At 45.7% G+C, this 12925-nt stretch carries 13 protein-coding genes and 2 pseudogenes; 2 read left to right on the top strand and 13 right to left on the bottom strand.

Going from position 1 to position 12925, the window contains the following annotated elements:
- Positions 1–170: 170 nt before the first annotated feature.
- From D7D25_RS02120 to D7D25_RS02065, 13 genes and pseudogenes are all read right to left on the bottom strand, one after another.
- Positions 171–815 (bottom strand): flavodoxin, encoded by a 645-nt coding sequence (locus D7D25_RS02120; protein ID WP_122967279.1) that lies wholly within the window; start codon positions 813–815, stop codon positions 171–173.
- Positions 816–1070: 255 nt separating this feature from the next.
- Positions 1071–1931, bottom strand: coding sequence for an AraC family transcriptional regulator (locus D7D25_RS02115; RefSeq protein WP_122967278.1), 861 nt, complete (start codon positions 1929–1931; stop codon positions 1071–1073).
- Position 1932: 1 nt separating this feature from the next.
- Positions 1933–2838 carry a type 1 glutamine amidotransferase domain-containing protein gene (locus D7D25_RS02110; protein ID WP_221407944.1) on the bottom strand — a complete coding sequence of 302 codons (906 nt, stop codon included), beginning with the start codon at positions 2836–2838 and terminating at the stop codon, positions 1933–1935.
- 269 nt (positions 2839–3107) lie between these two features.
- Positions 3108–4172 carry an alpha/beta hydrolase gene (locus tag D7D25_RS02105; protein WP_122967277.1) on the bottom strand — a complete coding sequence of 355 codons (1065 nt, stop codon included), beginning with the start codon at positions 4170–4172 and terminating at the stop codon, positions 3108–3110.
- 96 nt (positions 4173–4268) lie between these two features.
- On the bottom strand, positions 4269–5063 hold the full coding sequence (locus D7D25_RS02100; protein ID WP_122967276.1) for an AraC family transcriptional regulator: 795 nt from the start codon (positions 5061–5063) through the stop codon (positions 4269–4271).
- An 11-nt stretch (positions 5064–5074) separates the two neighbouring features.
- A complete protein-coding gene (locus tag D7D25_RS02095; RefSeq protein WP_122967275.1) occupies positions 5075–5632 on the bottom strand; it encodes a sugar O-acetyltransferase in 558 nt (185 codons plus the stop codon).
- A 350-nt stretch (positions 5633–5982) separates the two neighbouring features.
- Positions 5983–6612: pseudogene (locus tag D7D25_RS02090) on the bottom strand (aldo/keto reductase); the annotation flags it as partial.
- 54 nt (positions 6613–6666) lie between these two features.
- Positions 6667–7386: an NAD(P)H-binding protein gene (locus D7D25_RS02085; protein ID WP_255417140.1), complete on the bottom strand. Its 720-nt coding sequence runs from the start codon at positions 7384–7386 to the stop codon at positions 6667–6669.
- Positions 7387–7422: 36 nt separating this feature from the next.
- Positions 7423–7515: pseudogene (locus D7D25_RS18725) on the bottom strand (twin-arginine translocation signal domain-containing protein); the annotation flags it as partial.
- 35 nt (positions 7516–7550) lie between these two features.
- The gene (locus D7D25_RS02080) at positions 7551–8018 is read right to left on the bottom strand and encodes a nuclear transport factor 2 family protein (protein ID WP_221407943.1); all 468 of its coding nucleotides are present in this window, start codon (positions 8016–8018) and stop codon (positions 7551–7553) included.
- A gap of 118 nt (positions 8019–8136) precedes the next feature.
- Positions 8137–9033 (bottom strand): AraC family transcriptional regulator, encoded by an 897-nt coding sequence (locus tag D7D25_RS02075; protein WP_122967372.1) that lies wholly within the window; start codon positions 9031–9033, stop codon positions 8137–8139.
- A gap of 177 nt (positions 9034–9210) precedes the next feature.
- Positions 9211–9738: a nuclear transport factor 2 family protein gene (locus tag D7D25_RS02070; RefSeq protein WP_255417139.1), complete on the bottom strand. Its 528-nt coding sequence runs from the start codon at positions 9736–9738 to the stop codon at positions 9211–9213.
- A 33-nt stretch (positions 9739–9771) separates the two neighbouring features.
- Complete coding sequence (locus tag D7D25_RS02065) at positions 9772–10968, bottom strand: aldo/keto reductase (RefSeq protein WP_122967273.1); 1197 nt, start codon at positions 10966–10968, stop codon at positions 9772–9774.
- Between the two features lie 144 nt (positions 10969–11112).
- On the opposite strand from D7D25_RS02065, the gene D7D25_RS02060 reads away from it, so the two are divergent.
- On the top strand, positions 11113–11934 hold the full coding sequence (locus tag D7D25_RS02060; protein ID WP_158602514.1) for a helix-turn-helix transcriptional regulator: 822 nt from the start codon (positions 11113–11115) through the stop codon (positions 11932–11934).
- 356 nt (positions 11935–12290) lie between these two features.
- Positions 12291–12857, top strand: coding sequence for a pilus assembly protein N-terminal domain-containing protein (locus D7D25_RS02055; protein WP_122967271.1), 567 nt, complete (start codon positions 12291–12293; stop codon positions 12855–12857).
- The last annotated feature ends 68 nt before the right edge of the window (positions 12858–12925 follow it).

Here is a 12925-nt window from a genome sequence, read left to right as displayed (position 1 = left end):
AAAATTAAAGATGTATTTTTGTAGACAATGAAGGGAACAAAGATATATCTGAATAAATATCTTTTTGAATATTACGAATAAATGGGTTGATGAAGTAAATGGGTTGATGAAGTTGTTATTTTCTCAACGGTGTTCCGCCAGATGAGCCTCAATAAGACGCAAGAAAAAAATCACCCTATCGTATAGCCGAGACTTCTGAGCCACGTGGCAATGGTTGTTTGCGAGGAAGATGCCTGCGAGGCTGCGATTCGCAGGCCCTCGCCTGTGAATACGGCATCGGGAGCCAAACGCCTTACATCTCCCACCAATTGAGCGATGCCCGTCGCACCACTTGTGGCCGCCACTGCAATCTTTTTCCCCGCAAGCTTGGAACCGTTGGCGTGCAGGAAAGACTGCATAGGCGTCGCCAATCTGCTCCACCAAAGGGGACTGCATATTATCACCATTTCGTAATCGTTAAAATTATCGATGGTGGTATTGATGGGCGGATATACTCCCTGATTGTCAATCGCTTCTATTTCGGCGGTTGCCACAGGAAGTGTTTCGCTATAACCTTCGGGATAAGGATTGGCCGGATTTACTCGCAACATTTCCGTGTTGGCGATTAGCCTCTCGATGGTTTGGGCTACACTAAGCGTATTACCGCTCTTGGAGTAGTAGAGAATAAGTGTCTTGCCCGATACGGAATTGGGGGTTTCTGTATTGGGGTTTTCTGTGTTGGAGGTTTCCAAATCTTTGGGGTTAGTCTCACACGCTGTCGTAAAGAGAGACAGACTGCACAAAACAAGTGCTAACAAGATACTGATTTTTTTCATTTTTCTTCTCCTTTTTGTTGTTTTGATTATGGGTCTTCGACAACCCTTTTTCTAAACTCCAGGGTTGCAAGGTTTTTTATTATTTGCCATTTTTCAATCTCAAGAAATGAGTCCACTTGAAAAAGTCAAAATGTGGAGTTTTTAATATCTCAACTTCCTGATAATCAAAATGTGATTTTCTTCGAAAGGAGTTTTTAAAGTGGACTCAGAAATGATTCTCGGCAATGTTTTCGTACTACAAATCATTTTCCCCCTTTAATTGCGATACTCCGTAGGCTGATGCCCAAAATGTCGCTTGAAGATTCGGGAGAAATGCGACGGGTTTTCAAACCCCACCGTATAGCATATGTCCGCAACGGGGTAATTGCTGTTTTCCAACAGCTGTTTTGCCTTTTCGAGCCGTTTGTTGCGTATCCACTCTGCCGGTGTGGTGTCATACAATTCCGCAAATTCCCGCTTGAAAGTCGAAAGACTTCTTCCCGAGAGGTAAGCCAATTGCTCGATATTAACGGGCTTGGCATAGTTCTCTTCCATCACCTCGACAATGTTTTTATGTATCGGTTTGCGAAGTTCCAGGAGTTGGTGCAACAGGTTTTTGTCGGTATCCACAAGGTTGAACAGCAATTCCTGCATTTTCAGTTGCAGCAATACTTTATCTACCCTTTCGGGGTGGGCAAAATAAGGCATTACAGAGGCAAAGAATGTCCGCATTCTCTCGTTTGCCGTTTTCACCTCCATCGCGGCAGCTTCCGTAACGGGTTCTACACGGGTTTGGCTCATCTGTAAAAATCCGCGAATGAAACTATCTGTGAAGAAAAACAGCAGGCTTTCGTAGGCATCGCCGGCTTCGGCGTCGCCCTGCTTGTCGTATCCTATCAGCGAAGCCTTGCTAATGAGCAACATCTGTCCGCTCTTGACGGGATATTCCTGTTTGCCGAGGCTAACGGTGTTTTGTCCCTTCAGCACATGGAGCAACAGATGTTCGTCCAGAAACATCGAGCCTCGTGAGCGTTGGGTGTAGGTGCAACTCTCCACAACCGAAAAACCTTCCATCTGCAACGACCTGTGAAGGTAAGGAGGAAGCACAAGTTCCCCCGGCACTCTTACTGCTTTCATCTTATTTCTTCATTTCTTCCAACGCCTTGATTAGCTCATCGGCAATTGCGTGGTCGGAAGCGGGATTTTGCCCCGTGATCAGCTCTCTATCTCGAACTACCAACGGCATATTTTTCGCAGCCGATTTCTCTACCTTTCCTCCCGCATTACGCAACGCGTCTGCCACATAAAATTCTATTTTTCCGCCCAAATAATCCTCCACATCGTACTCCTCCTCGTTGGAATAGATAGTCATACGGTATCCGCTGTAAATCCAATCCTTTCCGAAGTTTTCGATAGCCGTCTTGTTGCCTTCGGCCAACGCCTGACGATATGCGTTGGCTTCGGGCAACGCCGCAAGTGTGGCAACAGGTCCGTGGCACAACAGCGCCGTAGGTTTGCCCTTGCCATGGAAATGGTGTAGGATTTCACCCAAGTTTTTATCCTGCATCAAATCAATCATAGGAGCGTGACCGCCGGGCACATAGACCGCCGCAAACCGGTCAAGTCCGCCCTTGACAGCATCCGACAAGGAAATGGGGTTCAACATCGGAGGGAAAGTTTTCACAAAATTCAGCGCCTCGTTGAGCTTGTTTTCGTCGTTCTGAAACAATTCCGCCGTATTGGATTTTTCGTCCATAACGGGCGTATCGCCTTTGGGCGTAGCCACCACAATATCGTATCCGGCGGCTATCAACGCTTGTGCGGGCACGGCGAGTTCGTCGAGATAATAACCTGTTGGTATTTCTTTGGTAGTCAACTTCAAAGAACTCTCGCTCGAGGCCACCAACAGCACCGTTCCCTTACTCGTGTTGTCGGTTGCTGTTTCTTCAGCACCGCTTCTTTTAGCGGTATTTCCGCAGGCAGTGGTTATTATTCCCAAAACCGATACTGCCAATAGTCTTGTCATTCCTTTTTTTGACTTCATATTATTGCATTTTTTTAAATACAACGCGAAATTAGAGTTTATCCAACAGACGCGCTGTTCTTTTTGGCTCAAACATTTGTTCTTTTTGGTTCAAAACCTTCGCAAGACTGCGGCCTAAAAGTTTTTTCCCACATTTTGTCCTATCTTGGCCCTTGTTGCAGTAAGCCAATGGGTAGACATGACAAGCACGTTTTTCGAAAAGGATAACTCCCTGATAAAAAAATCCCCCTCAACACTTAGGTTGAAAGGGAGATTTTACGGATTGTCCTTTACTTCAAATTCTCTTTAAAGAACGACTCGAGTTTGTCGTAAGGAATCACGCCTGCCTTGTTGTCGTACAAATCGACGTGGGTAGCATCGGGCACGATGTACAACTCCTTGTTCTCATTGCCCAACGCCTTAAAAGCATCCTCGCTGAAATAACGTGAGTGAGCCTTTTCGCCGTGGATAAGCAATGCCGGCGTGCGGTTTTCCGAAGCGTATTGCAAAATCGGCATATTTATCAAACTCAATGTGGCGGTAGTTGCCCACGAGCCGTCGGGATTGGAATTTACGGCGCGTGGATGAAATCCCCTGTCGGTGGTGTAAAAATCGGAATACTCTTTCACAAATTGCGGCGTTTCACCGGTAAATTGCTCTTTACGCAGATTGTTGGCCGGGAGCAGGGTGGCATAGTTGTTCGCAGAGGCTTCCCAACGGGCCTCGTTGATGCTCTTCTTCATTTGGTAACGGGCTTCGGCATCCATTGCATCGTCATAGCCTTTTGCCGAGACACGTGTCATGTCGTACATGGTGCTGGTTGCCACCGCTTTGATGCGGGTATCGGCAATGGCAGCGTTGAGGGCAAACCCGCCCCATCCGCAGATACCGAGAATACCGGTTTTCTCACGGTCAACGTTATCCAACGAGCCAAGGAAATCGACTGCCGCCGAAAAGTCTTCCGTATTAATGTCCGGCGATGCCATATTGCGAGGCTCCCCGCCGCTTTCGCCCGTGTAAGAGGGGTCGAACGCCAAGGTTACAAAGCCGCGCTCGGCCAACGTCTGTGCGTACAATCCCGAAGATTGCTCCTTTACCGCCCCAAATGGTCCCGAAACCGCAATGGCGGAAGCTTTTCCGTCAATGTTTTTCGGTGTGTACAAGTCGCCTGCAAGCGTGATGCCGTAACGGTTTTTGAACGTCACCTTTTGGTGTTCCACCTTGTCGGATTTCGGGAAAATTTTGTCCCACTCCTGTGTCAGTTTTAGTGTACTATTCATATCTTCTCCTTTTTTTTGGGTGTTTGTACAGGCAATCATTGCGATTGCGGTTAATAGAATTGCTATTTCCCTCATAACTCTCTATCTTTTAAATTACTCATTAATTCTGCCATGCAAAGGTAAGGTGAATCCCGGAGGATGAAATTGTCTGAGAGGCTCAAGTTTACGATATCAAACCGACGGCAGCACGCCGTACTGCTTTTTGAATGTGCGGTAAAAGTGGGAAATATCCTTGAAACCCACCTCCAAATAAACTTGGCTGGCGCGCTTTTTCTGACTGAAAATGAGGTAGTAGGCTTCTTTAAGTCGCCTTTGGATAAGCCACTTTTGGGGCGTGAGCGAGCTGACTTTGGCGAAATCGCGCTTGAAGGTTGCCAAGCTGCGTCCTGTGTATCGGGCAAAATCGTTCATCGAGAGGTTTTCGGTAAAATTCTTCTCCATAAAGTCGATGAGGTCGATTTTCCAAGGGTCGGAAAAGTCGAAGAGTGTCGGGTAAAAGTTTGGATTTTCTTGCAACAACAACTCGATGGCATCGTGTATAATCGCTTTGCAAAACGTTTCGTTCGGCGTAGATTGGTAATAGGGTCCTATCCGCTCGAAGAGAGCCGAAATTTCGGGGCGGACGTCAATTTTCAGCACATCAATCTCCGATGCGGAAACGGTTTTGGGGAGCGTTTTTTTGTTGAGTCTTGAAAAATATTTGCGTAAGACTTCGCGGCTTAACTCTATGGAAACACCTTTGTAGGGCTTGTTTTCAAAAGGTTTTTTGTGGTATATCACCTTGTGATTTCGCCTTAGAAAAACGCACTCCCCCCCGTGAGCGAAAATCCGTTGGCCGTCAAGCTCAAATTCCAATTCGCCGCCATGCACGAAGGTCAGGTAATGCTCTTTGGCAGCGGGAACGCAGCTTGTGGTTTCGTCCGAAAAGTGCGATAAAAATATACCCGAATGTTCAATGGTTTGCATCGTTTTTACAATTAAAGTTGCCTGATGATTTTGGCAGGAACGCCGCCGGCGATCACATTATCGGGCACATCTCGCGAAACAACGGCACCCGCTGCCACAACGGAGTTTTCGCCAATGATAACATTGGGTAAAATGGTAACATTCGCCCCAATCCACGCATTGCGTTTGATGTGGACTTTGCCCGCCGAAAGGCTGTTGCGTTGGGCGGGGGCTATGGGGTGTCCTTCGGAGGAGATGACCACCTTGGGGCCAATCATCACCCCGTCGTCAATGGTGATACCGCCCAAATCCAAAAACGAGCAGTCGTGGTTGACGAACACATTCTCGCCAATGGAGATATTTCCGCCGTAATTGGTGTGAAAAGGCGTGTAAACGGTTGCCGATTCGGCTATTTTTCCGTTTGCCATTTGGTTGAGGAGAAGGATAACCTCCTTCGCATCCGCGCTTTGGTTGGCTTTAAGCAAAAGCGGTTTGTTTTCGGCACAAGCCTTGCGAATTTCCATGTAATCGGGGTCGGAAAAGGGAATGGTTTCGCCCTGCAAGAGTCGTTCAAAAATTGTTTTGTTCATCCCACACATTCTTTATTGTTACCTGATGCAAAGGTAAGGCTGTTTCGGGTAAAAAAATTGTCCGTGAGGCTCATTTTTTATTCTACCCGTTAAAGCAACGGCCCCACCAGTTGGGCGAACCGAGCCAGATGACGAGGCATTGGTCGATATGGGGAACGGCTGTTTTCAGTCTCGGGCGGCAGCCTGACCAATAAAATCTTGATTTTCATTTTTGAGTCCCCTCCGAAAAGTCTTTTTTACCCAAATTTCCCTCAAAACAACTATTGATCTTCAATGAGTAGCAAGCCCGTGAAATCGTTTTTTGAGGTTTTCGGAGCAGACTCATTTTCAATATCTCCTATTTTTGTTCGTTATATTTTAACTTCCAAGAGCATTTTTACCAAACCGGGGTCGTTGTGCGAGAAAAACAGCGTCCCTTTGGTGTCGAGTCGGGCGATTTCTGTCATATCGTCCGCCGTAAGTTCAAAGTCGAAAATGTTCATATTCTGCTCCATCCGTTCTTTTCGCACCGATTTGGGAATAAGAATAATATCACGTTGCAGAAGGTAGCGTAATGCCACTTGTGCGGCGGATTTCCCGTATCGTTCGCCCACTTTTTTGAGGGTCGGGTTGTTGAAATAGTCGTTTTTCCCCTCGGCGAAAGGTCCCCACGACATCAACTTGGAATCGTACTCTTTCATCAGTTCCTGCAAGTCGCCCTGTTGGTGGAATACATGCGTCTCCATTTGGTTGACCATCGGCTTAATTTCCACGAAATGAGCCAAGTCCAAAAATCTGTCGGCATAGAAATTGCTCACGCCAATCGCCCGCACTTTATCCGCTTTGTAGGCTTCCTCCATTGCCCGGTAAGTGCCGTAATAGTCGCCAAAGGGCTGGTGAATGAGCAGCAAGTCGATATAATCGGTTTGCAGTTTTTTCAACGATTCCGCAATGGAAGGCATTGCCTTTTCGTAGCCGGCATTGGAAATCCACACTTCTGATTTGTTTTATGATATAATTTTTTAAACATTGGCAAAAGGTTGGCATTTTGACGCTTACCTCAGCTTGCTTATCCCTATATTTTCGTTTTTATGAAGTCCCGGGTTGGCAAATATTTTGGTAACAAGGTCGGCAATGGATTTCCGGGAAACCGCTCCACCCACTTCGGGTTCGGGTTTGCGGGTAATGTGGTAATCAATCTCATTGTCCGACGTAAACCAATTGGGGCGGATAACGGTGTAATCCAATCCCGACGCTTCGATATTGTCTGCCAACTTGCGGTAAGGTTTCAAAATAGCCTGCAAAGGTTCTTCATAAATGCCTATGGAACTGATGGCAACAATGCGTCTTACACCTGTTTCTTTCATCGCTGTGATGATGTTTTGGCTCATTTTGTCCAAGTCGCCCGACAGATTTACATATACGAGATCTTGTCCTGCGATGGCTCTTTTCAGGTCGTCAATATTCATTGCATCGCCCTGTACAACGGTTGTTCCTCCGGAAATTCTTGCCGAAAGGTTGCCCGGAGTACGGGCAAAAAGCGTAAGTTGAATATTATCAGCTTTTTTGGCGGTTTCGATTACGTTTTGAGCAAGTCCGCCTGTTGCTCCTATGATGATTATTCTTGTCATTTTTTGATTTGTATGCCTGTTGAGTAAATCGGATGGGGGCATATTGTAAGCCCAAGCCACATTCATACATCCGAAACCTATTTCGGAGACTTCCAAGGAGCCGAGTTTTCGTGTTCCGGGTTTATTTTTATGTTTATTTTCCATTATTGAAGAAGTTTCAACATTTGATGCTATATTTGCTAACATTGAACCTCCTAAAACAAGCCCTGCCCCTCCCAAAGCAGACATTTTTAAAAAATCTCTGCGGCTTGATTGCGTTTGAGTTTTTTTCATCTTTCTAATTGTTAATTATGTCGTTATCAAATGGATTAAAAAGTTCTCGCCACCGATTTTAGGATTATCCACGTGCCGTTGCGTTTTTCGAGGGTCATAGTCTGTTGCAGTCGCCACTTGTTACGACTGCCCCAAATGCGGGCATCGAGCAGGTTGCGTTGCACAAATTCGGCGGTGTCGCCATTGACCGTGATACTACGGCTTACCTCTTCGGCAGAATAGTACTTCATACTCTCCTGCTCTATCTCTTTGAACCATTCGGCTTTAGGTTGCACATAGCCTGTGATGTGGGTAAGGCTGAAATCTTTATCCACCATTTTGTCCAGCTCCGCCGTGTTGCGGTCAATCATCAATTGGGTAAACTTTCGGGTAAGGGCGAGGATTTGAGCCTCGTCGTTGGTCATCTGTTGTTCCATAACTGTTGTGTCTTGGGTTGAAAGGCTGTTTTGGGCACAGCCCGATAAACTTGTTGATAATAAAAGCGCTATAATAATTAGTTTCATTTTTTCTTCTTTTTTTAGTTGATAATTGATGTTTATTTAATTCTACATTGCAAAATTACTGTTTATATCTTCTTCAAACTTACACTTTTCAAACAGTCAATTATAAAAATCAAACAAATCATCCTTTTCGGAAGCTCATCGGGCTTTGGGTGGTCTGTTTCTTAAAAAAATTGGTAAAATAGGTTGCTTCGTTGAAACCTAACAGATACCCGATTTCGGACACGGACAGGTCGGTATGTTTGAGCAGGATTTTAGCCTCTTGTATCAGGCGTTCGTTGATGATTTCGGAAGTGGTTTTGCCTGTTATTTCCTTTACGGCTCGGTTCAAGTGATTCGTGTGCACATTGAGTTGCTTGGCATACTCGGAGGGCGAACGTAATATGGTCTGTCCTTTGCTTTCGATAGGAAACTGACGGTCTAAGAGTTCGACAAAAAGCGTGGAAATACGGTGGGAGGCGTTACCCTGTGCCGTTTCGATTTCCAACGAGGGTTGCAGTTTCATTGCAAAGTGTATCAATTCCATCACTTGCGTGCGCAAAATGTCGTATTTGTAGAGATAGGCAGATTGCATCTCTGCCTGCATTTTTCGGAAAGAAATGATTACATTTTTGGCTTGTTCATCGGTCAATTCAAACAGATGATTGCCTCCTGCCTTGAATACCGGATACTCGGCAACAGCCCCAAACTGATGAAAAAAATTGTGATTGAAGATACAAAAATAACCACTCTCCACGCCTTCCAAACCTTCCCATTTGTAGGGAATCTGAGGATTAGAAAAGACTAAGGCTTGGCGTTTCACATCAATGGCTTTATCGGCATAATGTATCTGTGCCGAGCCTTTAAAGAAGGTGATTTTGAAGAAATCACGCCTTTTGTAAGGCACCTCTTGGGCGTTTTCCCCCACGTAATTATCCAATAAAAACACATTGAAATGTCCCAACTCTTTTTGTAAATTATCGGGCAACCAGCCCCATTTTTGTTGGTAAAAGTCTGTCAAACTGTCTGTTTTGTTCATTTTATAGGTGTTTATCATCAAAAAACAAAAGTATCCTTATTTTTTCAATTCCTCCTATAAAAAACAAATAATTACCTATAAAAATCAAACAACTCCGATTGGCTATTAAGGCAACAGGCTTTACATTGTGATAAAAAAAATCCCCTCAGAACGCTAAGGTTGAAAGGGGAGGATTTATTACTTTACTTCTCGTATGTCGGTGTACATAAAGTGGGAAGTGCGTTTTTTGATAAACCATTTTCCGTCTGTTTTCACATACTCATCATTATAACGAACGCCGCTGAAATTGCCGATGTTTTTGCCGTCCTGATTGCCGATAAGTACCACTTGGCAATAGTAAATGCCTGTGGCGGTGTCGCCGTTAATAGTAGCCGTATGCTGTCCGTTGATATGGTAAACGGTGTGGAAAAGAGCCAAAAAGTTTCTGAACGCGTCGCCAATCTCTTTTTTGCCTTTCGATGTAAAAACTTGCTCGCCCGATATGGATACAACCTCGGCATCGTCGGTAAAAAGTTCCATTTGTTCCGCTACCTTTTTCTCGTCCGATAGGTTCGAGAAATGATCCACCAGCTCCCTGAGAGCCATTTTGTCTTGAATTTCCTGCATTGCTGTGGTGTTTTTACTGTTGCTAACGTCTGTTTTGGGGTTTTGGCACGAGGCAAATACGATTGCCATGAGTGCCGTAATAAATAATTTGGTGTTCATTTTTCTAAAAGTTTTTATTGTCATGCAATGTTGTTATTTTCTCAAAGGTGTCCCGCCGTGTGTGCCTTTCGACGATGAACCATAATTGACACCAATGTCGTGAGCCGATTTAAGCGTTGAAGGAGCACGGTCGCCAAAGACGGTAATTTTGGCGTATTCGGCTTCCATCTCGTTCATATCGCTTGCCGATAGAACTACGTTGCTCGTGCCGTTGTTCTCTGTGAGGTGGTCGAAGTTGGTCGTCCCGGGAATGGGAACAATAAACGGTTTGCGGGCAAGCAGCCACGCCAAGGCGATTTGTGCCGGAGTAGCCCCTTTTTTCCGTGCCATTTCTTGCAAAATATCCACCACGGGGCGGTTTTTCTCGATAGCCTCATCCGTAAAACGTGGGAAACCTAAGGTTTTACGGATATCGCCCTCTTTGAACTGGAAGCCGGGGGTTACTTTGCCTGTCAGATAGCCCATTCCGAGCGGAGACCAAGGCACAAAACCGATACCCAATTCCTCACAAACGGGCAATACTTCCTGCTCGGCGTTGCGCACCCAAAACGAGTATTCGTTCTGAACGGCTGTTACAGGAAACTCGCTGTGTGCACGGCGAATAGTGGCTTCCCCCACTTCCGACAGCCCAAAGTGCAATACCTTACCTTCGCGTACCAAGTCGCCCACTGCCCCCGCCACATCTTCTATCGGAACACTGGAGTCGATACGGTGTTGGTAAAGCAGGTCGATACGGTCTGTCTGTAGGCGCTTCAGCATTCTGCCGACTACTTTTTTGATATGCTCGGGACGGCTGTTGTTGCCGTTTAGCTGCCGAGTATCGGGATCTATATCAAAGCCAAATTTGGTGGCAATCACGGCGTTGTCACGCACGCCTTTGAGTGCCCCCCCAACCATCTCTTCGCTGTAAAACGGTCCGTAAATTTCCGCCGTGTCGAAAAATCGAATGCCCTGCTCGTAAGCGGTGCGGATGAGTTCAATGGCTTTTTTGCGCTCGGTTGCGGGACCGTAAGCCCAAGCGATGTTCATACAGCCGTAGCCGAGTGCGGTAACTTCGAGGTTCCCGAGCTTGCGTTTTTCAAAATCGAATTTTTCACCATCTGTGTATTTCCCCGCAGGAGAAGCAAATGCCTTTGTAACAGCCGAGCCTCCCAATGCCATTCCGGCGACTGCCATAGCCGTCCCTTGGATAAAGTCGCGGCGATTGATGTTGTTGCTTTTCTTGTCCATTTCTGTTGATTTTTTAATGATGAATTTGATAATGCAAAGATAATGGCGGTTTTTCGCCCGATTGTGCCATTTTTCACTGCAAGATTTTCACAAAAGTCGGTTTTTGCCGTTTTTTTCGTAACTTCGCCGGAAAACAACCTGAAAATGACAGAAAAGGAGGATGTTATCATACTCGACAGGTATGAGGCGGATAAACTGCCTCAAGACTATCTTGCCCATTACTTTACCCATATTCTTTGCCATAGCGGAACGGGACAGTTCCGGATGAACGGTGCGATTTATCAAATAAAGCCGGACGATATTGTCATCCTGCTTCCTTCGGCAGAAGTGGAGAATTTGCTTTTCAGTATTGATTTTCAGGCGGATTTCTTTTTCATGTCTTACGAAATTGCCACGAAAAACAATCCCGACGTAGCGTGGGGCATCAAGGGGTATCTGTTCTCCAAAGAACATCCGGTAGTTTCGCTCTCGAAGCAAGACAAGGAGAAATGCCGGCAGAATCTGCAGGTGTTAAAGTCAATCATCGTTGACACGGAACACCGTTTCAGGAAGGAGATGCTCAACCTCCACGTTCGGGTTTTCATTATGGATATGTGGAATATTTTTGCCCATAAAATAGAAGAGCAGTTGAATTTTCACGGACAGCGGATTTCCCTTTTCGAGCGTTTCCTGAATCTTGCCCAAACGCATTGCATGGAACGCAGAGACCTCGGCTTTTACAGCGAAAAGCTCTGTATCACAACGAAATACCTTACGGAGCTCTGCAAGAAAAACAGCGGAAAAACCGCCGGGGAATGGATACAGAATTACACCACGCAACGAATGGTCATCTTGCTCCGAAACCCGAATTTGAGCTTTGCGGAAATTGCCGATGCCCTGCATTTTTCGAGCCAGTCGTTCTTCAGCAGGTACGTGCGCGGTGTGTTGGGCGTTTCTCCCAGCGAGTTTAGGCAGGGGTTGGGATAAAAATCCACGTTTTGAGGCAAGCCTTTACTTTTATTGTCCAAAGACAAGTGTCCCTGGAGCACAACAGGTAATTTTCTCCTTATCTTCAACAGTTTCCGCTCCCCAGGTCGTCGTACGTGGCTGAAAATGCTATATGTAAAATGGGTCGTATGTCGACTTTTGTGATTGTTTCTCGATGTGATGTCAAAATTTGGCACTACGATCTCTCAATCGTCATTCCAGCGTAATAATGTTAAAATAACAAAAATCAACTGTTTTTTCTAATTTAGGATGCAAGATTTTCCGGAAAGAGGATTTAATAAGTAACGCTCGCGATAAAGAGCGCTTTTTATAATCCCTAATTAAAAAAAAGAAAAATGAAAAAATTTACAAGGATCTCGAGTTTGGCGTGCCTTTTGTTGGCAGCATTGACCTTCACGCTCGCCTCGTGCGACAAAGACGACAACGATAAAAAAAACCTGAAGTTCAGCCCGTCTGACAAGGTGGGAGTAGTTGTGGGAAGTACGGCAACCGTAACCGTGAGCGGCGGAACCTCTCCCTACGCCGCCGCACCGAGCGATACGAAGATCGCCACCACAACGGTTGACAAGTCCACCATTACCATCAAGGGCGTGGCAAAAGGAACGGCAACCGTTGTTGTTACCGACAAAGATAAAAACAGCGGTAAAATTACCGTAACGGTGAAAGAAGGGCTGAGTTTCGATAAAACCTCGGTTGAAGTGGAAGCGAACAAAGAAACGGTCGTGAACATTACGGGCGGCACAGCACCTTATGCGGCCGAAACCAAAGACGCAACCATTGCTTCCGCAACAATTGACGGCAATAAGATAACAGTGAAAGGATTGAAAGCGGGTAAAACAACGATCACGGTGACCGATAAAGACAAGAAAAACATCGGAACCGTAAGCGTAACCGTAAAATAAATTATTTTTACCGAAAAGACAATGCGAGGTTGTACCTTTTGTAACGATAAGGTACAACCTTGTTGTAA

The sequence above is a fragment of the Proteiniphilum sp. X52 genome (assembly GCF_003712195.1).
Taxonomy (GTDB): domain Bacteria; phylum Bacteroidota; class Bacteroidia; order Bacteroidales; family Dysgonomonadaceae; genus Proteiniphilum.
Note: the sequence above shows the minus strand (reverse complement) of the source record. Positions and strands in the feature narration are given on the sequence as shown.